Genomic DNA, 23,263 nt, shown 5'->3' with positions numbered 1-23,263 from the left:
GATGGTTGTGTGGTAACTCCCATCTTCGCAGGTCAGCAGGCACCTCTCTTCATTTCTCTATCCACAGGACACGGGACAGTCGGTGGATCGAGGCTAAGCGTCTTTCTCCAGCGCGACGCCTTGTTCCCTCAGCCTTTTCCAGCGGTCGCGGTGGCGTTGACCGTAGGCGGCATTGCGCACCGCCTCATCTTCCTCGAGACCGGAGCCGAAGGCGCCGCCGACCATGGCAATGGACGTGATGAACCAGCTCAGTGCCACATAGTCGTGTGCCTGAGCGGGCTGCTGCAGAATCTGGCCGAAGACGGAGGGGACCAGCAGCAGGGCGGCGACCGCGGTCAGCGCGACGAAGAGCACCGCGTACAGGAACAGCACGCCCAGGGAGATGCAGACGGCCGTGACGAGGTTGTAGAGGTAGAGCCGGGCACGAGCGCTGGGCAGATCCCCGCCGGCGCGCTCCCAGAGTTCGTGATCGATAATGATCCACGCGGTCAGAGCGCCTACCGACAGGACCGCGATCAACACCTGGCGCCAAGAACTGAGGCCGACGGCGATCAGCCACGCGCTGCCGTTGATCATGCCGAAGGCGGCGGTCGCGAACACCCCGGCCAGGGACTTGGAGAGGTTGGTGAACAGCCGCCAGGGGCGGTTGGCCCGCACCATGCCCGACACCAAGCGGAGGTGGCCGCGCAGACCGGGCACGACGTAGCGGTTCGGATCCCCCCGGCCGGGCCCGGAGTCCTCTGCTGCTCTCTCGGCGCCGGTGGCACGGCGGCCGAGCACAGCGGGCAGAGCCGGGCCCTCGATATCCGGGGCGAGCCGGCCGACGACACCGACCACGGCCCGGGCCACCCGCGGGTGAAGACCCAGCGCTCCGAGGGCGGGCAGCGAGACCAGGGCGACACGGCGGTCGGGGCTGACCTCGACACTGACCGGAGCCAGGTGGGCGCGGCGAGGGAGATCGGTGAGGCAGACGGCGAGGTCCCAGTCGTCGTCTGGCAGCAGCGCGCTGACGACTTCCGCCATGTCGGACACTTCGACCTGTTCGTCCGCGACCAACGGAGCGGTGACCGTGCGCACCTGCCACTCGGTCTGCGAACCGAGCTGCCGTCTGAGCCGGTCGGGAAGATCGGAAGCCAGCTCCCGGGCGATCTCCGCGGCCAGCCCGGGATCGGCGACCAGGACAAGCCGCACAGTCCTGGTCGCCGATCCCGGGTCCGGGGCGGTCACGGGCACCACCCGACCTCTGAACGGCGCAGAGCCGCATCGACACTGCTCCCCGGGACAGGGGGCACGGGTGTGACGGGCCAGGCGCGCTGCAGCTCGTCGAGGTTCATGCTGGAGCGTCCGGGACGTTCGCGTCGGCGGCCCGCTGATACGACTCGGACTTCGTCTGCACGCCAAGGTCGGCCGTCGTGAAAGCATTCCGAACCCGGTCCGAGGGCCCACGCTCGATCTGGTGCAAATGGATCGCGTGCGAGTCTGTCGCCAGCGCGAGCCCGATGGGCAAAGTGACCAAACTAAAGGGGCCGGACCACACAGCGCGCGCCATCCCTACCGCTCCCTACCCCACCCCTCGTGACTGTTGGGTACAGATTTGCAGCGTTCACCGGTGGAGGAATGTCGACATACGCCAGTCGGTCCTATCGGAGATCCCGCGAGCTACAGCGCTACTCGATGACGCGGCCGCCAGGCGCCGTGGCTTTCGCAGCTGTCGCGCAAGCGGAGAGCGGAGGGCCACTGGTTGGCCAGCTCGTCGAAGTGACGCCGGCTCCCTTGCGGGCCTCGTACGCCTCGACCGTTGTTTCCGGTCCCCCGCCGTCGGCCGACGCTGAATGGGTGCGACGGGTACGGGCATCGTCTTTGCGTTGTCCCTGCTGGCCGCGCTCGTGGTGGCGCACCGGCCACCGGGCGACTACATGTACCGGGTGTTCACCTCGTCCCGGCACCTGCGAGTCGAGCGGGGCATGTACCGGCTGATCGGCACTCGAGTGCTGCGTGGATAGAGTACGAGCTGCTCAACGCGTTCCAGCGCCTGCATCGCACGCGTCCCGTGGGCAACGGCACCCGCTGACGGGCCTGTGCTGGGAGGTCGCTCCCGAAGGCGGTCTCGGCGGACGACTGGGCTGACGCCCGTACTCGCCGCCCTTTCACCAGCCCTGCTCTGGCGCCGCCCTGCGGTGAGCGCAGGTCCGTGTGCCAGCCGAGGGGGCGCCACAGGACGGACTTTGGGCCGACGGAGACGATCGTCCCGCCGTGGCAGTGCTTCGAGCGCGGGCCGGGCCGGAAGCCGGGCAGGTACTCGACGTGCATGTCCAGCTCGACGATCCCGGGGGCGAGGAACGGGCGCTCCTCGTCGGGCAGCGGGTCCCCGTCCTCAGCGTGGGCGGGCGTCTCCTCGCTGGCCATGCCGTGCTCGGCGGCGTAGGCGAGGCGTTCGGCGAGGCTCCACACCCACCAATCCCCGTTCGGCAGGCCGGCCACGGGCTGCGGGAACGAGACTCCCCGGCGCGAGTGCATCGCGACGTCGATGCGCATGGCCTCGAGCGCCGTACGGACGTTGCAGTGCCAGTTGTACGGGCGCCACAGGACGGACTTTGGGCCGATGGAGACGATCGTCCCGCCGTGGCAGTGCTTCGAGCGCGGGCCGGGGCGGAAGGCGGGCAGGTACTCGACGTGCATGTCCAGCTCGACGATGCCGGGACCGGCGAGGACGCGCTCCGTGACCATGGGGTTTCCTTCGCTTCGGGTGCCTTGGTGGTTGCTCTCCACCAACACCAGCACGGTTCCGGCAGGCGTACCCGATCATCGTCCCCCGCGCCGCGCCCGGTCCCCGCCGTACGGCGCGACTCTCCCGCCACGCGGCGGCTCGGGCCCGTGGCGGCGTGCCAGCGGGGGCCCGAGGCCAAACCTGCTCACCTACTCGACCAACCCGACCATCGGCACGGCATATCCCTGTAGGTCAGCGATATCCGTTGTTTTCTCGGCGATTACTACGGGGACCCCAAGTTGAGCGGACCATCAACGCGCTCAAGGGCTTCCGCGCCGTGGCGACTTGCTACGACAAGAGAGCGTCCGTTTTCCACGGGCACGGTCACCTCGCTGCGATCCGGCTCTCGTTGACGTCCCCTCGGGCACTCCGGCTTTCCGGAGGGTCAGGGCGATCGGACGTCCTCCGTTGTGCTGGCGAAGTGGCGTGGAGCAGCGCCGCTTCAGGGTGCGTCGTCGTCGGCGGCGTCGCAGGTGTCGTCGCCCGCGGTGTCCTTGATGCGGATGAGCAACTTGTGCAGCACGTCGATCTCGTTCGGGTCCAGGGCGGCGAACAGTTCGGCCTCGACGGACGCGATGCCGGCGTAGACGTCCGTCACGAGCTGCGTTCCGCGCGGTGAGATCTCCACGATGTGCCGGCGGCGGTCAACGGGGTCGCGGCGCCGCTCGGCCAGCCCGGCGTTTTCCAGGTCGTTGAGCATCGCGACCAGCACGCTCGGGTCCACACCGAGGGTCTGCACCAGGGCTTGCTGGCCGGTCGCTCCCTGGTCGGCCAGCACCATGAGCACGTGCGCGTGGTTGTTCTTGAGGCCGTGCGCCCGCAGCGCCTCTCGTATGCGCATGCCAGCGATCCGCCCCGCGAAAGCCAGTGCCAGTCCAGGCCGCTTCTCCATCACGGAACAGATGCTATCAGACCTTGAATAATCAACCGTCCAAGATACTTGAAGAGAATCAACTATTTGTTATTCTCCATGGTGAGTCTTTGTTGATCCTTGGAGTGGACATGTCTCTCGCCTACGGCATCGCCGGGATAGTGCTGGCCCTGATGCTGTTGGTCTCGGCGTACACCAAGCTCACCCGCAATCAGCAGGTCGTCGACGGCCTCACCGGCCTCGGCGTGCCACTGGGCATGTTCCCGTTCTGCTGCGAGATCGCCGGTGCAGCCGGCCTGTTGATCGGTATCTGGTGGGCGCCCCTGGGCATCGCGGCCGCCATCGGCCTGGCGCTCTACTTCGTCGGTGCGGTCGGAACCCACCTGCGCAAGCGCGATTACAAGGGCACGCCCAGCCCTGCCGTATTACTTCTTGCCTCGACTGCCGTGCTGATCCTGCGCATCCTCTCGGCCTGAGCCGGCGAACCGCAGACACCGCTGTCCCCACCCATCGTGTTGACCACCACCACACACCCGTCAAAAGGAAGTTGCCGTGACCCTGCCGTTCCCCCACCAGACAGGCCGAGGCCAAGTGTTCGACAACCCGCTCACCGGGGAACACACCGTCATCCTCACCGACCCCTTCACACACCCCGACCGGACCATGGTCGGCCACCTCACCGCCCGGCCCGGGCACCCGGGTGGCCGGGCCCCACATCCACCCCAAGGCCGTCGAGCGCTTCCACGTCGTGCGCGGCACCGTGGGATTCCACATCGACGGCAACGAGCACCTGCTGGGCCCGGGCGAGTTCGCCGAAGTCCCCGCAGGCGTCTTGCACGACTGGTGGCAGGTGGGCGACCAAGAGGCACGAGTCGTCGTCGATGTGACACCGGGAGACCGCGCCGCACAAGCCGGGCTCACCATGTTCGGACTCGCCCGCGACGGCAAGGTCAACCGAAAAGGACTGCCGTCCCTCCTCCAATCGGCCGTCACCATGCACGAGTTCCGCGATGTCGTTCTCATGGGCTCACCGCCCGCGTGGGTCCAGCGCCTGCTGTCCGCCACGCTCGCTCCAGTGGGACGCATGGCCGGCCGGCCGTATATCCCGGGACGTCGGCCACGATCTCGTATGTGCCCGGAGCGACGTCGTACGTGCTGAGCTGCCCGTGTGCCATTGGAGGCGAGGTCCACCTCGGTGCCGAGCGTCAGGTTCGTGCCGTGCAGCACCACCTGGTTCCAGGTCCCGGTCGGTCCGCTCGCCGAGCTCACCGATGTCACGTCGGCCGCTCCCGCCCTCGTTAAGGACAAGCAGCAAGCGCGGCTCGAGCGCGAGTGGACCGCTCACACCGGGCCCACAGTTTGTCCTCCCGACGCATTTGTTCCCTACAGAACGGATGCATCAGCACCGCTTTTCGTCACGATTCCCGTGCGGCGCTACCCTTTCGTCGCCCGGGTCGTGGCCCGATAAGGGAACACGCACGATGGGGAACACATTTTCGCCAGGTACGTGTAAGTGGTGCGGGAGTCGACTGCCGCTACAGCACACTGGCCGCCCGGGCGAATACTGCAGTACCAGGTGCCGCCAAGCGGCCCACCGGTACCGGCAGAAGAACCTGGGCGTGAACACAGAGCAGTTCGACAAGCACCTGCATGCAGAACTCACTCAGGCAGTGAAGGACGCTCAGGCAGTGCTCCAAGTCCTCGCCGCTGCCGACACGTCCGCCACCGAACCGCTGGAACTCCTGTTGCAACTGCAGGGCCGGCTCGAGCAGATGACGCCGGTCATGGTCAGGCGCACCAAGCACCGGGGCGCCTCGTGGGAGCAGATCGGTAAACGTCTGGGGCTGAACCAGGACACCGTCCGGAAGAAATACGCCGACCCAGTGGTGCAGCGGGCACTCAACCGCCCCCGCCCGCCGGCGCCGTCTACCCCCACGCCACCTCAGCCCCGCCCCGCCCCCCGCCAACCACGCCCCACCGCCAGCACCAGCCGTCTCGAGGACCTCCTGACCGCTTTCAACGACACCCTCAGCCGAGCCGACCTCCCCGTCCCCACAGAGCACCGACGCCTCACAACGATCCCCGCAAGCCTCCGACGCTTCCTCGCCGCACCCATCCCAGCCCTCACCCCATGGACCGGCCGCTGACCCCCCAGCCCCAGATCTGCAGCTCGGGCCACCCAGCGGTGCTTCCTGACCCAGTGGTGCGGAATCCCAATGCCTGAACAGCCCCGGGTACTGTAGAGACCGAACACTGGCGGCGGCGGGTGGAAGCCGCCGTCATCTACGCCCGCGAACACGGCAACCTGCGCGTGCCGTTCACCTACCGCGTCCCCACCGGCGAGGAGGCGGAAATCGAAGGGTGACCGGCCTCCCTCGCCGCCTTCCCGCTGGGGCAGTGGATCGCCGACGCGAGGCGGTTCTACGCCCGCGGCGACATCAGCACCCCGCCCCAGGGCGCCCGCGCCTGCGCGAGCATCCTCCTGGCCGCCGACTCCATCCTGTCGGCCGACGACCTGCGAACCGCACTGACTCCGCTCGCACCGGTTGAGAACCGCACCCGAAGCGGCATCGTCCCAAGACGTCACCGCAGCTGGGACGTGGCCTTCCGCCGATACCAGGACGACTGCTCCGAGAGATTCCAGAACGCCGCTGAGTACCTGGTCTCCACCCACCGAAAACGCTGCGGCACCCGCTCCACCGGCGGAGGACGCCTGCCCCAACGCGGACTCGACTACGGCCCCCAGCACGTCCCGGCGTTCCTCCCACTGGACTGGGCCGAACGTCACCTCGGTGCGTTCACCTCCGGCGTCAGCATGCCGGTCCTGGGGCGCACAACCTCCGCCTTCCTCGTCCGACGAGCTCTCGGCAAGAGCATGCCTGACGCCGCCAAGTTCCTCGGGTTCGGCATCGCCGGAGCGGGCCTGGGCACACCCATCACCGCATGGATCCTCCGCCAGGGAACCCCCGATGCCTACGAAAATGCCGTCGACGGGATCACCGCAGAGCTCACCTCCTCACCCCTGATCGACTACCAGCACCGCCGCGAACGCCTCCGCGACTGGGCGATGCCGCCGGACACATGGCGAGAGATCGCCGACCAGCTGAAGCGCCGGCCAAGCCCCAACTACGTCTCCGACGACCGTGCACGCCTCGCCGCCACGACCTACATCTGGACGCAGGTCACCCACGGCGAGACCCAGTTCGCCCCATGCCCTCCCGAAGCCCGCACCGATCTCGAGCACAAAACGACATGGAGCCAAGACCGGTTCACCATCGGGCACTGGCTCAGGCAGAACCAAGTGCCCTTCTACCAGCAGCTCAAGCCACTGCTCGACGACTACGCCAACCGACTCGCCCAAGCCATCGACACCGGACACTCCGCAGTAGTTGTCACCGACAGAACCGGATGAGCTGGCGAATGCGGCCGATCGAAGCAGCATGATTGTCCCAACGGCTATGCAGGGGGCCGCGGACCACGACAAGAGGGACAGCCGTGAACTTCGTCAGCCAGCCGCCGGGAGGCGACGTGCCCAACATCCCGCTGACAGAACAGGTATGGCAGCCGACGAAGCGGCGCGCCTTCCTCGGCCGGTTCGCTCCGGCCTACTACGACCTGGCGAACCGGCATCAAGTACAAGGCAGGGACGAGCCCAACGCGGTCCTGGAGAACGCGGTGGGGCTGATGCTCTGCTACGACGAACTGTGGTTCCTCAGAAGGCAGGACTGCCCGGCCGGCATGCAGGAGCTGGACTTCGTTCACTTCGTCGAGGACGACTCAGCCCTGCTGAGCATCGCCACGGAAGCCTACGAGCAGGCCCGGCAGAGCTTTCCGCCCACTCCCCCCGACATCTATGAAGACCCCGTCATCGAGCAGTCTCTCGGATTCTCTTCGATGACCACCCGGCCCAAGGATCCTGACCTCGACATGGAGGATCCCAGCAATCAAATTGACCTTTCCTTCGCTAACTGGGTACTTGAGTACGGGCCCGACTGGCGGTTGCGGCAGCAGAGGCAGGAACAGCAGGCGCAGTATCTGCAGCAGCGCATTGCCACCGCTATGGAGACAGCTGGCCACCAGTGCGACCTACAGCCCAACAGCCTCCGCAGCGGCTCCACCTTCTACGACCGTGTTCGTGTCGACTTCGACCAAACGGCCGAGTGGCTGGTCGCCGACGCCCTGCAGCTTGGCCCCCTGGAGTGCATCGTCAACAGCGGATCGATCATGCAGCTCGCCCCCCAGCTCGTCGTCACGCAAATCAACGGTCGCATCGTCATCGCGCAAGACGGCCAGATCATCCAGGTGCAAGAAGGCCGCCGGCTCGTCCCCGTGAAGGACACCAGCAAGTACTTCGACGCCTACAAGATCGCAGGGATTGAGCAGGTCCTGCACTTGCGGACCACGGACGCGTTGGGACCGCGCGGCGCCTACCACGAGTACATCGACGACCTGCGCAAGGACAAACGCGTGAAGGACTTGCGGGCCTTTCTTGCTGGCCAGCCCTCTCAAGGAGGCGCAGCGGAGACACTCGCCGCACAAGTGGAAACACTCATCGCCGACTATCAGGCGGAAGCGTTCCGGCGTGCGCACAGGCCAGCCATGCTCCGCACCCTCGGGAGCATGGCCGTCGGCATGGCCGGCAACAAGCTGCTGCCGGGCCTCGGCGGCTTCCTCAGCACGTTGATGAACCTTGACCGGACCGTCTCCGACTTCAACTTCCGAAAGGACAGCCGCTGGGCGGCGTTCGTCACCGACACCCGTCGACGGCTACAGCGCTGACGAACAGGACGGGTGGCAAGGCCCAGACGTCGCGAGGCATGCCGTCCGGGCGGACGGCAGGAGAGTCTGCGTGCCTCGGCTCGAACACTCAACTCGCCCAGAAGAACGCTCACTCGCCAAGTCAGCACTCAGTCACATCGACACGGAACACTCACGCGGCCAACTCGAACGCTCACTGGCCAACTGAAGCGCTCAGTCACATGAACCGCCCGGGCCGTGTCTACAACGGGTTGTCTAGAAGCCGATCTCGACGTAATCGATGTCGGTGAACGCGACTTGGAGGTCGTAGGCGCGCCGCCCGCGGTCCTTGAAGTAGATCTCCTGCAGTCCTTCTGCTGCGATGTCGCGCAACTGCTCCTCACCGGCTCCGGCGGCTTGGGCGTCGAAGAGGCGGGCCGCGTATGCGGGGGGAAGGTGCTGAGTGATGAGCCGGATGCGGGCGTCGTCGGTAGTGCCGGGTGCGGCCGTGTATCCGAAGCGGGCACGGGTCTCGATGACGATGCCGCCACTGGTAGCGGCCTGTTTCTTGGCCTTGTCGCGCACCCGGGGCTGCCAGCGCCTGTTTACCTCCGAGACCAGGCGGGCGGCGAGGTCCCCCCGAGGCTGTTTGAACTGGCCCTTGAGGTAGCGCTCCACGGTGCGCTGCGAGGTCCCCAGGAGTTGGGCGACGGCCTTGGTGGAGCCCTTCTCCTGCTTCACCAAGAACCCCATCTGTGCCCGCGCGGACTTGGGGATGGGGCGGGTGAAATTCGCTGCCGCGGCCTTGTCGAGGCTGTCTTCGAGGATGCCCATGAGGTGGTCTACTCTCCGTCGAGTCCGGCGTCGGTGCCTTTGATATGCCGGGCGGGGTTGTGGCCTTCATCGAGCATCTGCACGGCCCGCAACAGATCCTGGGTCCCCTCGTGCTTGACCATGCCGGGGCTGACTCCGAGGCGGAAGCCACCGGGCAGCGGCTTGTCGTCGGGCGTGCGCGGGAGGAAGTCGAGCGGGCCAGGTCCGTCGGACAGGTAGACGGCGCAGTCGGAGAGGACCGCAATCGGGAACAGGTCCGCCGCTGTGGCGAGTTTGAGCATCTTGCGATGCATGTTGGTGCGGGCGGCGGAGATGACGGCGGCGCGGATGTCGGGACGCCAGGTCGGGCGCTCCAGGGCCGGCCACCGCTCGCCGGGCCGGTATCCGGCGCCCTGCGGCCGCTCACGCAGCTTGCCGATGCCGCCCTTCACGGTCGCCTTGATGGCGGACAGGACGGCGGCCTGCCCTGGATCCCTGGTCTTGTGCTCGTTCATCGCCGCCAGGAAGTCACTCTCGTTCATGCCGCTCACGACCCCGAGCTGCTCCATGGTGGCCATATAGGCGCCGCGCAGCCGGGTGTACCAGGCGTCCAGGTACGGCCCGCTATCCGCACGGATCCAGGCCTCGGCGGGCTGCACCTGGTGGCCAAGCTCCACCGCGTAGGCGACGGTCGGGGTCGCGTACCAGGCCGGGCCGGTCGGCGTCACGCCGTGCGGGGTGAACGGTGAGGGGAGGCGCGGGTCGCACGCGATGTGGGACAGGTCGACCAGCCATGAGCCGGGCAGCTTCGGGTTGAACGTGGGGGCCGTCACGTGCGCGGCGGGACCGATGCCGACCGTGAGCCGGTTGGCGGCCGCGGCGAACGCCATGTTGACGTCGATGCCGACCGCGTACGTCTTCGTGCACTCGGCATCGGTGAGCAGCTCCGGGTCACGGGTCCACTCGTAGGCCTCCTCGTCCAGGACTTCGGCCGGGGTGCGCTGGTGGCCGCGCGGATACAGAGCTGCGACGACGGGGTGCTCGTCCGGGGCCTCCGGCGGCGCCGGGTCCACAGCTTCCGTGAGTGAACCGGGCATCGGACCCGATACCCACGTGTCGGTGGCCTCGTCCTTCACCGGGCGGGTCGGAGGCCTGAGCGCGGTCATCAACTCCAGGCCGGACACCGCGGTCGAGCCGCGTGGCGTGATGACCCGCGTGGCGTACGCGCCCAGCACCGCCGCGAGGTCCGCCGGCGGCAGCTGGTCCGCACTCCCCCACGCCCGGGCATCAAGCGCGCCCCAGGGCAGGATTGCGAGCTGCACGCACTGGCGCTGGCCGGACTGCGCCGGACGGTAGATGCGAGCCCACGGACCGAAGCCACGCTTCGTCAGCTTCCACTTCGCGCGGGCGAGCTGACGCACGACCTTGTGGTCCTCGGGCAGTCGCAGGCCTCGCCGGTCCTCCAGCACGGCCGGGAGCCCGAACCGTTCGGCGGCCGCAGCGGTGATGACGATCAGCGGATCGGCGTCCTTACCCGAGCGGTGCAGCCGGGACGCGCCCAACTTCGCCTCGCCCAAGGTCCATTCGACCAGCGAGGCGATGTCCGTGGCCGGGCAGTCCAGCACCAGACCGCCGTTGCAATACACGGATCGGTCGCCGTCCAGGACCGCGAGCGGACCGTTGGCAAAGCGCGGGTCGACGGTGGAGGGAGCGGCAGTCTGCTTCGTAACTGCCTTCTGCGCGGCCGGGCGGCGCGATGTCGGCCGTGTGCGTGGCGCAGGTCGGCCGGGACGGGGGGCAGGAGAAGCAGTGGGCTCGGGGAGCGTCGGTGCCGGCGCGGGCAGGGCCGTCTGCGGTGCGGTGCCCGGACGGATCGGCGCCTGGGGCTCAGCCGGCGCGGAAAAAGGAGCCTGTGGCGTGGGGTGGAGGGCGGCGAGGCCGTCCAGGAGCCGGATGTAGGCGGCGCGTTTGGGTGGGCGTGGCTCGGTACGGCCGGCTTCCCAGCCGGCCACCGTCTCCCGCCGCACGGACAGCGCTTTGGCCACCTGATCCTGGCTCAGACTGGCGGCCTCGCGCAGCCGCTTACGCTCATCCGGGTCGGGCAGCCCATCCGGCGCGGCCGCCTCGTTCAACAGGGTATCGACAGCCGCGAAGAGCTCGTCCTGCTCATCAGACACAGAGATCACCTCACGCCAAACACTACCTGAAACACGTGTTGGATCACACGCGAAACACACGCAGGGCGGATTTGGTTGGCCGATCAGACAGTCGTCCGACTCGGCGCACGCGCGTCGCTTCCTGTCGGTCTCTTCCTTCCGGCAGTTGTCCGATTGCGCAGGTGACGCAGCCTGCGACGGCGGGCAGGATGCCGCCGTGCTGTCACCGGTGCAAAGCCGGCTGAAAAGAGGGGGATGGTGCAGGTCCATGTGCGGATCAACAGCGACAGGTACGAGGATGAACTGCGTTCGCTGTATGGGTGGTTACGCGAAGAACCCGCTGCCCGAAGGACTGCAGTTCATCTTCTGCGGCACCGGTGCCCGCGAAGTGTGCACCGGGCCCGTTACGACGACAAGCGCAAGAACCTGCCTGACGCCGTCAAGGGCAAGACCTACCTCAGTGACCTGCCGGTGCTGTGGGCCGGCGCCATCCCCTACAGCGACGACGGGCACCGCGTCGTCCAGGCCTTCGAAGACGACCTGCACCTGTACGACCACAAGCCCGGCTGCAGGGCACCGTACAGACATCCGTCGATGCCACTCCCGGCCGCGGAGCACCCTGCTCCTGGCCTTGGGCAGCCGATACGACAGGCCCGCCTGCCTCCTCCTGCGCGGCAGGGTGCTGTGGGCCGGTCATCCGTGCCGGCGCAGGTCGTGGAAGAAGTCCTCGATGACGTGGAGCTGCCCGGAGCGGGCCGTCTCGTCGTAGACGTATTTGCCGACGGCGAGGTCGAGTACTCCGAGGCCGAAGGGTGAGAACACCAGGGGCCGGTCCGTGGGAGGTGTCACCCGTCCGCTCATGACGTCGGCGAGTGTGCCGTGCAGGAAGTCGCGGTTGCCGGTGAGCTGTTCGGCCAGGTGCGGGGAGGTGTTGGCTTTGAGGCAGTGTTCGACGTCGTCGACGATGTTGGCCGAGGCGAGGATGATCTCGGGTGCGAGGTCGCGCAGGGACACGTGCAGGACCAGGGGGTTGTGGTCGAACCAGGCCGGGTCGCTGATGTGCGGCTCGCCGGCGATGGTGGCGAAGACGACAAGGTCGCTGGAGCGGATGAGTTCCTCGGCACTGTCGTGCACGGTGATCTGCCCGCCGGTGCCGGTCTGCTCCAGGTAGTCGCGGAAGCCGGCGGCGCTGTCGGCGGACAGGTCGTGGACGCCCGTCTCGTCGAAGGACCAGCCCACGGCGGTCAGGAAGGTGTGGATGTAGCGGGCGATCAGGCCCGTGCCGAAGAACCCGATGCGGGTGGGGCGTTGCCGGTTGCGGGTGAGGTGGCCGGCGGCCAGTGCCGCGGATGCGGCGGTTCTGGTGGCGCTGATGATGGAGCTTTCCAGGCAGGCGAAGGGGTAGCCGGTGTCGTGGTCGTTGAGGATGAGCACGGCCGAGGCGCGCGGGATGCCTGCTTCGACGTTGTCGGGGAAGCTGGAGATCCATTTGAGGCCGTCGACGCGCACCTGGCCGCCGATCGAGGCGGGCAGGGCGATGATCCGGGAGGAGGGGCGGTCGGGGAAGCGCAGGAAGTAGGAGGGCGGGTTGACCGACTCTCCGGCGGCGTGCAGGTGGTAGGTGGCCTCGATGAGGTCCACGATCTGCTTTTCCCGGTCCCCCAGGGCCTGCTGGACCTGGGCACCGGAGATCACGGCGAACGGGGGCACGGTGGGCGGCTGAGACAGGGGGGGCTTGGTGGCGGGCGGGCGCTGGGCGGTCATCGGGGGCTCACCTCGGCGGTCGGCGGACAGTCGGCCAGGCGCAGCGGCTCGGCCATGGCGACGAGTACCTCGCGTGGTCCCTCGTAGGCCTCCCTGCTGTGCGCGGTGCGCACATTGTCGACGAGCATCAGGTCGCCGCTCTGCCACGGCTCGCGGACGGTGTGGGCGGTGTAGGTGTCGCCCAGGAGCTGGATGATGTCCTCGCCGATGGGGTCGCCGCTGCCGAAGCGGGTGTTGAACGGCAGGGAGTCGGCGCCGTAGACGTCGATGAGGTATTCGCGGATGTCGGGTTCGATCGTCCATTCGTTGAGGAAGGCGATCTGGTTGAACCAGCAGCGGCGGCCGGTGAGCGGGTGGGCCGTCACGGCGGGGCGGTGCTGGCGGGTGCGCAGGCTGCCGTCGGGCTGCCAGGCGAAGTCGATGGCGTGGGTGCGGCAGTAGTCCTCGATGGCGGTGCGGTCGTCGGTGCCGAAAGCCTCGGCGCAGGGGGCGCCGATGTCGTCGTTGTAGGTGCGGGTGAGCAGCCAGCCTTCCTGTTCGAAGCGGTGGACCAGTTCGGTGGGCAGTGCCTGAAGGACGGTGGGGGCGTCGGCGATGGCGGTGGCTCCGCCGGTGGTGGGTGCGCTCAGGCAGGCGAACAGCATGAGGCCGGGGGGCTGGAGGGTGTAGCTGCGTTCGTGGTGCATGCACATCGGCTGGTTCGGCGGCCATGTCGAGGAGGAGTACACGCCCGGGGTGTAGGTCCGGCGGGGCGCGAAGGCTTCCTTGTCGGTCATCAGCGCCGGGGCCAGGCGGTGGAGGACGGCGCCGGCCTGGTCCGCGTCGCGCAGGTGCAGGCCGCGGATGAGGAGTGCGCCGTGTTCGGTGACGAGGGTGCGCAGTGCGTGGTGGTGTTCGGCCGCCCAGGCCGGCGCGTCGTCGGGGGTGTCGGTGTGCAGGATGGGGGGTTTGCCGGGGTGCAGGTCCACCTCGAGCAGGGACGCCGGGGTCGGGTACGGCATGGTGCCTTTTCCTTTCGGTGTGGTTCAGGAGGAGGTCAGTGGTTCGGTTGCGTGGCGCTGGGGTTGGTTGTCGACCAGGGCGGCGAGGTCGGTGAGGACCGGGTGTGCGGTGACGTCCTTGAGGGACACGGCGCGGTCCAGGGCGATGGCGAGCTTCACCGCCGAGAGGGAGGTGCCGCCGCGGTCGAAGAAGTGGTCGCGGCGTCCGATCCTCTCCTCCTGGACGCCGAGGACGTGTCCCCAGGCGGCCGCGAGGCGCTGCTCGGTCGGTGTGGCCGGCGGCTCGTGGGTCTCCTCGGTGGTGCCGAGTTCCGCGGCGAGCGCCCCCAGTGCCTTCTTGTCGATCTTGCTGTTGGCGGTCAGCGGCAGGCTTTCGCGCCAGTGGAAGGCGCAGGGGACCATGTAGGCGGGCAGCGAGGCACCCATCCGGTCGGTAAGGGTCCCGGTGTCGAGGGGCCCCGGGCCGCAGTAGAAGGCGACCAGGTGCTTGCTCTGGTCGGCGCGTTCGGCCACCACCACCGCGCCGTCGCGGACATGGGGGAGGCGCAGCAGGGTGTTCTCGATCTCGCCGATCTCGATCCGGAACCCGCGGATCTTGACCTGGGCGTCGCGGCGGCCGAGGAACTCCAGCTTCCCCGAAGGGTGCCAGCGGCCGTAGTCGCCGCTGAGGTAGAGCCGCATGCCTTCGCGGTGCGGATCGGCCAGGTAGGCCGCCTGGGTGCGTTCGGGGTCGTTGATGTAGCCGCGGCCGACACAGACCCCGGAGAACGCGATCACACCCGGGGCGCCCAGGGGCACCGGTGTGAGGTGTTCGTCGACGACGTAGATGTGCACGTTGTTGACCGCACGGCCGAGCAGGATGCGGTCCGGCGCCCGGTCCATGACGTCGTGGTTGGTGTCGTCGGAGGTCTCGGTGAGCCCGTAGGCGTTGACCAGGGCGATCCGGGGCCGGGCGGTGAACCAGCGCTCGGCGAGTTCCTTCTTCAGCGCCTCGCCGGTGACCGACACGCAGCGCAGGTCGGGCAGCGTGCGGGGGCGCCGTTCGAGCTCGGTCAGGACCGCTTCGAGGTAGGAGGGCACGACCTGCAGGACGGTGACCTTGCCGTCGGCGATGGTGTCGAGGAAGCGGGGGACGTCGAGGATGACGTCCTGTTCGACCAGCAGAGTCCGCCCGCCGACCAGCAGCGCGGAGAGAAGTTGCCACAGGGAGATGTCGAAGCACTGCGGCGCGGTCTGGGCCACCACCAGTTCCTCGCCGACCTTCAGGTCGTCGATCTTGGCGTAGAGATGGTTGAGCATGCCGGCGTGTTCACACATCGCGCCCTTCGGCTCACCGGTGGAGCCGGAGGTGAAGTAGATGTAGGCGAGCTGGTCGGGCGTGACGTGGATGCCGAGATCATCGTCGGCGTGGTCTTCTTCGCAGGCCGCCTCGACGAAGAGCCTCCCGGCTCCGGGCAGGGAGTCGAGTGCATGGTCGAGGGTGGTGGTGCTGCCGGGTTCGGTCAGCACCAGGGTGCATTCGGCGCGGGAGAGGGTGGCAGCGATGCGTTCGGCCGGGAAGTGCGGCTCGATGGGGAGGTAGACACCTCCGGCTTTGAAGACCGCGATGACGGCGGCCAGCCAGTTGAGGTTGCGTTCGCTCACCACCGCGACGACGCCTTCGCGGGCAAGCCCGCGGGCTACCAGGGCGCGGGCCAGCCGGTTTGCCCGGGCGTTGAGCTCCCCATAGGTCCACTGCCTCTCGCCGTGCACGGCGGCGAGCGCATCGGGATGCATCCGCACCCGGTCCTCGAACAGCTCATGCACCCGCATATCGGGCAACTTACGGACCGGTCCGGCCAGTTGCTCGAGCTGGAACCGCAGCTCTTGGTCGGACAGCAGGCTCTGGCGTGCGTGTTCGGCATCGGGGTCGGCGGTGATCAGCGCAAGCGCAGTCAGGTGATAGCCGGCGATGCGGGCGGCGCTGTCGGCATCGAGCATCTCGGTGCGGTAGCGCAGCCGCAGTACGAGCCGGCCGTCGTGGTGAGCGATACCCACCCGCAGCGCGGTGTCCTCGGTGAGGTCTGCGCCGGCGCCGGTGAGATCGAGGACGGTCTCGAACGACGGCCCGGTCAGGCCCAGTTCGCGCTTTTGAGCGTCGATGTCCTTCGCCGGGACGTCCTGGTGTGCCAGCAGTCCGGCTGCGACCTGGTGGGTGTTGTGCAGCAGTTCCCGCCATGAGGCGGGTGCGATGGTCAGCCGGCACGGCAGCAGGCTGCCGCCCTCGGCGACGTAGCCGGTGGTGATCTCCTGCTCGCCGGACAGTGCCGCGAGCACCTTGGCGTGCGCGGCCAGCAGGACCGAACCGAGTGGCACCGCCAGCTCGCCCGCCAGCCGGCGCAGCCCGGTCACGGTGTCGTCGGGGACTGTCGTCTCGTACTCCCCCACGCCGGTCACCGGGCTCAGGCTCCAGCGCGGGGCCGGGGTGAAACCGCCGGCGCCCAGTGCGCCGCGCCAGTACTCCCGGCCGGTCTGAATGCGACTCACATGCGTTGCCATCGGGTCTTTTCCTCTGCTTGTTGCTGTCGCGGTGTCAGTTGCCGCGTGCCGGGGCGGCGTGGGCGTGGTTGTGTTCTTGGCGGGCCTCACGGTGGGTTTTGCTGTCCCGCATTTCCCGGGCCGGGTTGCCTCCCCACCCGGCGTCCTCGGGGATTTCCTCGCCCTTCATGAGGAAGGAGTCGGCAGCGAGGATGGCACCGTCGCCGATCGTCACGCCGTAGTGGACGAAGGCGCCGACCCCGAGGGTGCAGCCGCTGCCAAGAGCGCTGCGGTCGGACTTGAAGGCGCCGTCCTCCTGCGAGTGGCACTGGATCACGGTCCCTGCGTTCAGCGTGCTGTCGTCGCCGACGGTGACGAGGGTGCGCTCCGGGAAGAAGCAGCCGTCGTCGAAGACCCGCTTGCCGATCCGGGCCCCCAGCAGCCGCCAGATCACGTTCTTGAAGGGGGTGCCGTTGAAGACCTGGATGTAGTCGACCGAGGCCATCTTCCAGAAGCGTTCATGGCGCCAGAAGGAGGGCTCGTAGATCGAGCAGTACAGGGGCTTGTGGGCCTTGAATCCCGTGGCGGCCCGTTCGGTCAGCGCGAAGTAGACGACGGTGAACGCGAGGGTGAGGACGCTGGCCAGTGCGATCGCCGGTGCGCCGATCGAGGGGTAGAGGTCGACTGCGCCCATGGTGATGAGGGTGATCACGAAGAAGTGGATCCACCGCGCCAGCAGGTACAGGCCGGCGGTTGCGGCATTGTGCTTGTTCTTGGCGGCCAGGCGGCGGCGCAGCTCGTCGCCGGTCTGAAGGTGGTTGAACTTGTTGTCACGCATCACCGTGCGCGGGATCTCGAAGCTGGGTGAGCCCAGCAGGCCCACGCCTTCGCGCACCGGTCCGTCGATGGGGACCATGACTTTCGTCGCGAGCAGGCAGTTGTCGCCGGTCTTGCCGCGCGAGGGGTAGGCGATGCGGTTTCCGAGGAAGTTGCGGGCCCCGATCGACGTGCGGGACACCCGAAAGGACGTGCTCGAGAAATCGGCGTTCATGAGGGACAGCCCGTCGGCGACCATCGTGCCGGTGCCGACAGAGCTCAGATACGGGTTCTCGTGCCGCACCTGCGTGCCGAAGTTCGACCCCGTCTGCTCGATGCGGGACAGGTCGTATCCGAGGTAGCGCAGGTAGTGGACGATGCCGGAGCTGTCGCCGAAGAGCGTGGCGAAGAACTTCCTGTTGGTCATCAGCGCGATCGCCCGCTGGATGCCGTAGTGGAAGCCGTACAGCGGATAGACCTTGCCGGGCTTGATGGCCCGGTTGAGCACACGCGGCACGGTGCCCACGACAAGGAGGCCGGCGAGCATGGAGCCGAAGAAGACGACCAGGGAATTGGTCAGGGCATCGGCGTAGAACGCCGCACTGGTGAAGGCAGCCGGCTGCGGGTTTGGGAACGCATGAAGCTGCGGGACGGCGGCGAGCAGGACGCTCACGCCGCCCATCGCCAGCGGCAGATACACCACCAGCAGATTCAGCAGCTGCAGAACGCAGTAGAGGGTCCTTTTGACGGTGAGGCAGTCGGCGGGGCCGACCGTTTGGTAGTCCACCTCGGTCGGCTGCGCCGGCGAGCCGTGCCAGCGTTCGCCGTCGGGCACCCGCTGTCCGGTGTGCAGGCAGGAGGCGTGGCCCAGCTGGGCACCGTCACCCATCGAGGTCTCGATGTCGAGGACCGTGTGCTCGCTGACGAGCACGTTGCTGCCGAGCGTGACCGGGCCGGTCTGGATCAGGCCGGCGTGGGCGCGGTAGCAGGACAGGAGCACGTCCTTGCGGATGACCGTGCCCTCCTTGATGGTGAGCAGGTCGGTGCAGAGGGGGATCGCGTGGGAGAGGAACGTGACGCCTTTGCCGACCCGCGCGCCGAGCGCCCTCAGGTACAGCACATAGAGCGGTGAACCGGCGAACAGGCGCAGGGGGCTGGTGCGGATCAGGGTCTTGACGACCCAGAAACGCAGATAGGCCATGCCCCACAGGGGGAACTCGCCGGATCGCCAGCGGCCGATGAGCGTCCACTTCGCCACGACCGGGAAGGTGCACAGGCCCAGGAAGCTCGCGCCGGCGAACAGGGACCGCAGGTAAAAGTCGAACAGACCCGATCCCGCGGAGATCCACCCGTAGCCTTCCGCGGCGACGAGGGCCGCGAGGCAGGAATAGCCCAGGAAGATCAGGAACTGCAGCGTTCCGCAGACGATGTAGCGCCGTGTACCGGCCGGTGCCGGCACCTCGGCCCGCGCCGCCGCGCCGGCCGGTGCCCCCGCGTCGGCCGGTGTCTGCGCGTCGGCCGGTGTCTGCGCCGGTGCCGGCACCTCCGCAGCCTCGGCCGGGGACGGGGACGGGGACGGGGCGGGGGTCGGCGCGGCGTCGGCGAGCGCGGTGGCCAGGCTCCGGATGGTGGGGTGCCGGTAGATGTCCTTCATCGACACCGCCGGCAGGTCCGCCCGCTTCCTGACCCGCGCACAGAACTGGGCCATCACCAGGGAATCGGCGCCCAGGTCGTGGAAGAAGTGACTGTCGGCCGGCACCTGCTCGACGCGCACGACGCCGGCCAGCACCTCGGCCAGAAGCCTCTCGGTGCCGGTCGCCGGGCCGGCGTCCCCGCCGTCCTGGAGGGTCGAGATGTCAGCCGGACCGGCCGTCAAGACCTCGACAGATTTCCCTAGCACGTGAGCTCCTTGAAGACGTTTCGGTCAGCGTCGGTCGGCGCGGACGGATTCGTGATGCCCGCCTCTCCAGTAAGCCCGGCCGGGGAATTCCTGTCCTGCCCCTGAATTTCGGGGCTTGACACAACACACCGGTCTTGATAGCCCGACCGCTGCCCCGGTCACCGCCCTGTGTTCCCTTGCTTTTGGTGCGCGTCTCCCGGCTTACGACCGCGTATCACAGGCACCCGTTCAATCCGCGGGAATTCGCCCGGGAATTGCGTTGACCGCCCCGTCCGGCCCAGCGTTTTCCGGGGCGGGGACCAGGTACCGGGGTGGGGCAGGTCACGGGGGCGGGACACGGTTGTGGCCAGGCCCGGAAGCGGGCGGATGACCCTGGTGCCGGTGGCCGGTTCAGCCCCTCCCCCGGGCACGACCACGGCCGCCTATGCGCGAACAGGGTGCGTGTCAAGTCCCGAATTCCGGTGGCATGACAAGGCTGCTCCGATTCGGGCGTACTGGAGGTGTTCCGGCGAGTCGCAACTCGCCGCCGAATTCCTCCCCGGGCCGCGCCGAGACCGATCAGCGGCCGGGAGGCACTCCGCCGCATTCGAGGAGACGACCATGCCCGTCATATCCGTTCCCCAGGCCTTCAACGAGGACGACCTCTACGTCGACCTCGAGGGAATCTTCGGGAAGTCGCTGTTCCTCAAGTGCGAGGGCTTCAATTTCGCCGGCTCGATCAAACTCAAGGCCGCAACCGAGATGGTCGAGGCCGCCGAACGCGACGGCCCGCTGACCGAGGACTCGGTCCTGGTCGAGTCGTCCTCGGGCAACCTGGGCGTGGCCCTGAGCATGATCGCAGCCAGCAAGGGCTACCGGTTCCTGTGCGTGACCGACTCCCGCTGCAACCTGTCGACCAGGCTGATGATGGAGGCCCTGGGCAGCCAGGTCCACGTCATCACCGAGCCCGACCCGGCCGGCGGCTTCCTCGGCGCACGCATCGACCACGTCCGCGCCCTGTGCGCCTCCGACGACCGCTATGTGTGGCTCAACCAGTACACCAACCCCAGCAACGGCATGGCCCACTACCGCAGGACCGCCCCGGCCATCGCCCGGCAGTTCCCGGACCTGGATGTGCTGTTCGTCGGGGCCGGCACCACCGGAACCCTGATGGGCTGCGCGCGCTACTTCCGCGAGTGGCACCGGCCGGTACACATCGTGGCCGTCGACAGCGCGGGCTCGGTGACCTTCGGGGGCGCCCCGGGGCGGCGGATGATTCCGGGCCTGGGCACCAGCAGGCGCCCGCCGCTGCTGGACGAGTCCTATGTCGACGATGTGGTGTGCGTGGCGGAGGCCGACACCATCCGGGCCTGTCACCGGCTGGCCAGGCGCGGGTTTGTGTTCGGGGGTTCCACCGGCACGGTGGTCAGCGGCGCGATGGACTGGCTGGCCCGGCAGGAGGAGCAGGGCCTGACCGCGGTGGCCATCGCCCCGGATCTCGGTGAGCGGTATCTGGAGACCATCTACCAGACCAACTGGGTGCAGGACCTGTACGGCGAAGACCTCCTTCGCTCCCAGGCGCTGACCACCGCATCCCGGGCAGCCTGACCCCCGCACACGGTGAAGCCCTCGCACATCGCAAAAACCCAGCGGCACAGGGCCCCTCTGACGACGTGCCCCTTGTCCCTCGCGCGGGACGTGCGGGGTCCTGGTCCCCACTGGCCTGCGCCCGGCCCCGGCCTCTTCGGCCGGGGGAGCGCCGCCCGCGCCCGTTCACCGGCCCTGATGCACCCTTTCGGTGACGGCGTGTCCCGCCCCGTGCGGCGGTGCGCAGCGCACCGGCTGTGCGCCCACGCGGTACGCACCGAGTACCTGCGCTGTCCTGTCCCGTTGAACGTCCTGCCGCCGGGCTCCCGCCTCTGCGGGCGCCCGCAGAGGCAGGCGCACGCCGGCGTGCGCCTGCCTTGCGCCCACCGATGCCGTCCGGCGGCTGCAAGAGACGTTGCCGGCCCGGCCGCGGGGCCGGCGTTGCCTTGGCCGCGCCCTGGCCGCGCCCTGGTCGTACCGGGCCTGCCGGACGGCCACCCGTGGGCCCCTGTACGTGCTTCCCGGCCTGGCGCCACGAGACGACAAGCCGGGACTACCGCCTCCCGCGCCCACCAGGCACGGTGGCAATCGACCCGCTGCGAGACAGGAGCCAAGCGCCAACCGGACCGGAGGCTCGAATCTTCTCCCCGACAGGAGAGGTTGCGACCCGTCGTCCCCGACCCGTCCTCCTCGACTCGTCCTCCTCGTGGCGCTCGTTTTCCTCATGCTGTCCGTGGTGCTCGGTACGGGAGCGAGTGGCCGGCTGAAGACGCAGGGGTACGACGATCCCCGTTCCGACTCCAGCTTCGCGGCCCACGTGACGGCCGAGCGCTTCGCAGCGTCCTCGAACCCGGTCGTCGCCGGGCAGGTGCCCGGTGGCTTTGCTGACGACGCCGCTGCCCGGGGCGCGGGCGAGGATCTGACCGGGCACCTCGCGGCGCCGCATGTGAGCGCCGTGACCTCGCATTGGACGGGTGTGGCCCAGTTGCGCAGCCGGGAGGCCGCGCGGCCATGCTGCCCGCGCATGCGGACGGCGACGGCGAGCAGCCCGGTCCGCGGGTCAAGCGGCTGCGTGAGGCGCCGGCGACCGGCGGATCGCCCGCCCGGTCGGCGGCGGACGGCAAGACGGCCCCGAAGGTGCACATGGGCGGGCCGGCTCTCGTCGATGCCGGGATCCAGGACCTCCCGGCCCCGGACCTGAAGCGGGCCGAGGCCGTTGTCCTGCCGGGGACGGCTGATCGGCAGTGTGGTGGCCGCGCTGCTGCCCCTGCTGACCGGGGTCCTGGCCATCGCCGGGACGCTGCCGGTGCTGAGCGTTCTGGGCAGTGTCACCGATGCGCCGGTGTCCGCGCTGAACGCGACCACGGCGCCCGGCCTGGATCTGGGTATCGACTACGGGCTGCTGACCGTCTCGCGGTTGCGTGAGCGAGATCGCCGACGGGCACAGTCCGCGTCACGCCGCCATGCTCACCGCGGGCCACACGATCGTCTTCAGTGCTGCGACGGTCCGTGCCGCGCCGGCGACGCTGCTGGTGGTCCCGCCGCACCTTCCCGCGGTCCTTCGCGTACCCGGCCGGAGCGCTGTCGCCCTGACGTGCCGCTGCTGACGGGGCCGGGCCGAGGTGGGCAGCTCGGCCCGGGCCGGTGAGCAGCGGCAGTGCAGTGCGGCGTGTGCCGGGGACGTGCACGGGCGCCGGATCGCCTTCTTGGCGGTTTCCCGCGCGGGTGGATGGGCGTCACAGTCCCAGGGAGATGGCCAGCCGGGTGAGTTCGGCCGTGCTGTTGATGTTGAGCTTGGCCCGGATACGGCGGAGATAGGCGTCGACCGTGTGCTTGGAGAGCCCCATGTGGCGGGCCGTTTGCAGGTAGGTGCGCCCTGCGGCGATATGTCGCAGTGTCTCCTTCTCACGCGGGGCCAGCGCAGATGCGGGGGCTTCGGCGTACGGCGTGGTGAGTGTGAGGCTCATGGGATTTCCTCCGACGGATCGGCTCGGTCATCACTGCTCACACCCTCGGAAGCAGGAGACAAATGCCCGAATACTGCTATTTGTCCGCTTTTTGAAAAGCTTGCCCGGGCGACTTCATGACGGTGTCCGCCGACGGTCACAGACGTGTCACAGGGCACGTCCGCAGGCGCGCCACAGCGCGATCACAGCACAGAGCCGCAGGGCCACGGAGATGACCTGTCGCCCCCGGTCGGCCTCCCGTGTGGGCCTCCCCAGGGGACATCTGCCTCTTTCGCGCAGGGAGGCCGGGGTCCGGCGCGGGCGGTGATCGCCGCCGGGGGCCGCAGGCGCGGGGGGGGCGCCCGGCGGGGGGGCGCCCCCGCGCCGGGGGGGGGGCCGATGGGGGGAG

The 23,263-nt window shown here is 68.7% G+C and carries 17 protein-coding genes and 2 pseudogenes; 9 read left to right on the top strand and 10 right to left on the bottom strand.

Annotated elements, in window-relative coordinates:
- Positions 1–93: 93 nt before the first annotated feature.
- Both ACWDO5_RS27955 and ACWDO5_RS27950 read right to left on the bottom strand, forming a co-directional pair.
- Positions 94–1,227, bottom strand: coding sequence for a hypothetical protein (locus ACWDO5_RS27955; RefSeq protein WP_450533130.1), 1,134 nt, complete (start codon positions 1,225–1,227; stop codon positions 94–96).
- A 702-nt stretch (positions 1,228–1,929) separates the two neighbouring features.
- Positions 1,930–2,727: a hypothetical protein gene (locus ACWDO5_RS27950; RefSeq protein WP_450533129.1), complete on the bottom strand. Its 798-nt coding sequence runs from the start codon at positions 2,725–2,727 to the stop codon at positions 1,930–1,932.
- A gap of 266 nt (positions 2,728–2,993) precedes the next feature.
- On the opposite strand from ACWDO5_RS27950, the pseudogene ACWDO5_RS27945 reads away from it, so the two are divergent.
- Positions 2,994–3,119, top strand: a pseudogene (locus tag ACWDO5_RS27945) (IS5/IS1182 family transposase); the annotation flags it as partial.
- Between the two features lie 90 nt (positions 3,120–3,209).
- On the opposite strand, the gene ACWDO5_RS27940 reads toward ACWDO5_RS27945, so the two are convergent.
- On the bottom strand, positions 3,210–3,608 hold the full coding sequence (locus tag ACWDO5_RS27940; protein ID WP_450533128.1) for a MarR family winged helix-turn-helix transcriptional regulator: 399 nt from the start codon (positions 3,606–3,608) through the stop codon (positions 3,210–3,212).
- Positions 3,609–3,769: 161 nt separating this feature from the next.
- Here ACWDO5_RS27940 and ACWDO5_RS27935 point away from each other — a divergent pair, with 161 nt between their 5' ends.
- The 5 genes from ACWDO5_RS27935 (at position 3,770) to ACWDO5_RS27915 (ending at position 8,417) form a co-directional block, all read left to right on the top strand.
- Positions 3,770–4,114, top strand: coding sequence for a DoxX family protein (locus ACWDO5_RS27935; protein ID WP_450533127.1), 345 nt, complete (start codon positions 3,770–3,772; stop codon positions 4,112–4,114).
- A gap of 224 nt (positions 4,115–4,338) precedes the next feature.
- A complete protein-coding gene (locus ACWDO5_RS27930; protein ID WP_450533126.1) occupies positions 4,339–4,797 on the top strand; it encodes a cupin domain-containing protein in 459 nt (152 codons plus the stop codon).
- Positions 4,798–5,257: 460 nt separating this feature from the next.
- Complete coding sequence (locus ACWDO5_RS27925; protein ID WP_450533125.1) at positions 5,258–5,785, top strand: hypothetical protein; 528 nt, start codon at positions 5,258–5,260, stop codon at positions 5,783–5,785.
- A 452-nt stretch (positions 5,786–6,237) separates the two neighbouring features.
- Entirely contained in the window at positions 6,238–7,050 is an 813-nt protein-coding gene (locus ACWDO5_RS27920; protein WP_450533124.1) for a hypothetical protein, read from the top strand.
- Positions 7,051–7,133: 83 nt separating this feature from the next.
- The gene (locus tag ACWDO5_RS27915; protein ID WP_450533123.1) at positions 7,134–8,417 is read left to right on the top strand and encodes a hypothetical protein; all 1,284 of its coding nucleotides are present in this window, start codon (positions 7,134–7,136) and stop codon (positions 8,415–8,417) included.
- Between the two features lie 234 nt (positions 8,418–8,651).
- Here ACWDO5_RS27915 and tpg read toward each other — a convergent pair whose 3' ends face one another.
- From tpg to ACWDO5_RS27885, 6 genes are all read right to left on the bottom strand, one after another.
- Entirely contained in the window at positions 8,652–9,209 is a 558-nt protein-coding gene (gene tpg, locus ACWDO5_RS27910) for a telomere-protecting terminal protein Tpg (RefSeq protein ID WP_450533122.1), read from the bottom strand.
- A gap of 8 nt (positions 9,210–9,217) precedes the next feature.
- Positions 9,218–11,365: a telomere-associated protein Tap gene (tap, locus tag ACWDO5_RS27905; protein WP_450533121.1), complete on the bottom strand. Its 2,148-nt coding sequence runs from the start codon at positions 11,363–11,365 to the stop codon at positions 9,218–9,220.
- Positions 11,366–12,037: 672 nt separating this feature from the next.
- Entirely contained in the window at positions 12,038–13,108 is a 1,071-nt protein-coding gene (gene sbnB / locus ACWDO5_RS27900; RefSeq protein WP_450533120.1) for a 2,3-diaminopropionate biosynthesis protein SbnB, read from the bottom strand.
- Positions 13,105–14,109: a TauD/TfdA family dioxygenase gene (locus tag ACWDO5_RS27895; protein ID WP_450533119.1), complete on the bottom strand. Its 1,005-nt coding sequence runs from the start codon at positions 14,107–14,109 to the stop codon at positions 13,105–13,107. The genes sbnB and ACWDO5_RS27895 overlap by 4 nt, the downstream gene beginning before the upstream one ends.
- Positions 14,110–14,133: 24 nt before the next feature.
- Positions 14,134–16,647, bottom strand: coding sequence for a non-ribosomal peptide synthetase (locus ACWDO5_RS27890; RefSeq protein ID WP_450533118.1), 2,514 nt, complete (start codon positions 16,645–16,647; stop codon positions 14,134–14,136).
- 34 nt (positions 16,648–16,681) lie between these two features.
- Positions 16,682–19,342: a Pls/PosA family non-ribosomal peptide synthetase gene (locus ACWDO5_RS27885; RefSeq protein ID WP_450533117.1), complete on the bottom strand. Its 2,661-nt coding sequence runs from the start codon at positions 19,340–19,342 to the stop codon at positions 16,682–16,684.
- A 600-nt stretch (positions 19,343–19,942) separates the two neighbouring features.
- On the opposite strand from ACWDO5_RS27885, the gene sbnA reads away from it, so the two are divergent.
- The 3 genes and pseudogenes from sbnA to ACWDO5_RS27870 all read left to right on the top strand — a co-directional run bounded on the left by sbnA (position 19,943) and on the right by ACWDO5_RS27870 (position 22,515).
- Positions 19,943–20,929 carry a 2,3-diaminopropionate biosynthesis protein SbnA gene (gene sbnA / locus ACWDO5_RS27880; protein ID WP_450533116.1) on the top strand — a complete coding sequence of 329 codons (987 nt, stop codon included), beginning with the start codon at positions 19,943–19,945 and terminating at the stop codon, positions 20,927–20,929.
- Positions 20,930–22,154: 1,225 nt separating this feature from the next.
- A pseudogene (locus ACWDO5_RS27875) lies at positions 22,155–22,298 on the top strand (hypothetical protein); the annotation flags it as partial.
- 31 nt (positions 22,299–22,329) lie between these two features.
- Positions 22,330–22,515: a hypothetical protein gene (locus ACWDO5_RS27870; RefSeq protein WP_450533131.1), complete on the top strand. Its 186-nt coding sequence runs from the start codon at positions 22,330–22,332 to the stop codon at positions 22,513–22,515.
- Between the two features lie 129 nt (positions 22,516–22,644).
- Here ACWDO5_RS27870 and ACWDO5_RS27865 read toward each other — a convergent pair whose 3' ends face one another.
- Positions 22,645–22,875 carry a response regulator transcription factor gene (locus tag ACWDO5_RS27865; protein WP_450533115.1) on the bottom strand — a complete coding sequence of 77 codons (231 nt, stop codon included), beginning with the start codon at positions 22,873–22,875 and terminating at the stop codon, positions 22,645–22,647.
- Between the last annotated feature and the right edge of the window lie 388 nt (positions 22,876–23,263).

The organism is Streptomyces sp. NPDC000880 (assembly GCF_053599675.1).
The sequence above is the reverse complement of the archived record's forward strand: the minus strand, read 5'-3'. Positions and strand labels throughout refer to the sequence as shown.

Bases quoted from the DNA above. Each gene is read 5' to 3' on its own strand.
- ACWDO5_RS27895 (WP_450533119.1), bottom strand. From the start codon at position 14,109: ATGCCGTACCCGACCCCGGCGTCCCTGCTCGAGGTGGACCTGCACCCC.
- ACWDO5_RS27865 (WP_450533115.1), bottom strand. From the start codon at position 22,875: ATGAGCCTCACACTCACCACGCCGTACGCCGAAGCCCCCGCATCTGCG.
- tpg (WP_450533122.1), bottom strand. From the start codon at position 9,209: ATGGGCATCCTCGAAGACAGCCTCGACAAGGCCGCGGCAGCGAATTTC.
- ACWDO5_RS27950 (WP_450533129.1), bottom strand. From the start codon at position 2,727: ATGGTCACGGAGCGCGTCCTCGCCGGTCCCGGCATCGTCGAGCTGGAC.
- ACWDO5_RS27940 (WP_450533128.1), bottom strand. From the start codon at position 3,608: ATGCGCATACGAGAGGCGCTGCGGGCGCACGGCCTCAAGAACAACCAC.
- ACWDO5_RS27890 (WP_450533118.1), bottom strand. From the start codon at position 16,647: ATGGCAACGCATGTGAGTCGCATTCAGACCGGCCGGGAGTACTGGCGC.
- ACWDO5_RS27935 (WP_450533127.1), top strand. From the start codon at position 3,770: ATGTCTCTCGCCTACGGCATCGCCGGGATAGTGCTGGCCCTGATGCTG.
- sbnA (WP_450533116.1), top strand. From the start codon at position 19,943: ATGCCCGTCATATCCGTTCCCCAGGCCTTCAACGAGGACGACCTCTAC.
- sbnB (WP_450533120.1), bottom strand. From the start codon at position 13,108: ATGACCGCCCAGCGCCCGCCCGCCACCAAGCCCCCCCTGTCTCAGCCG.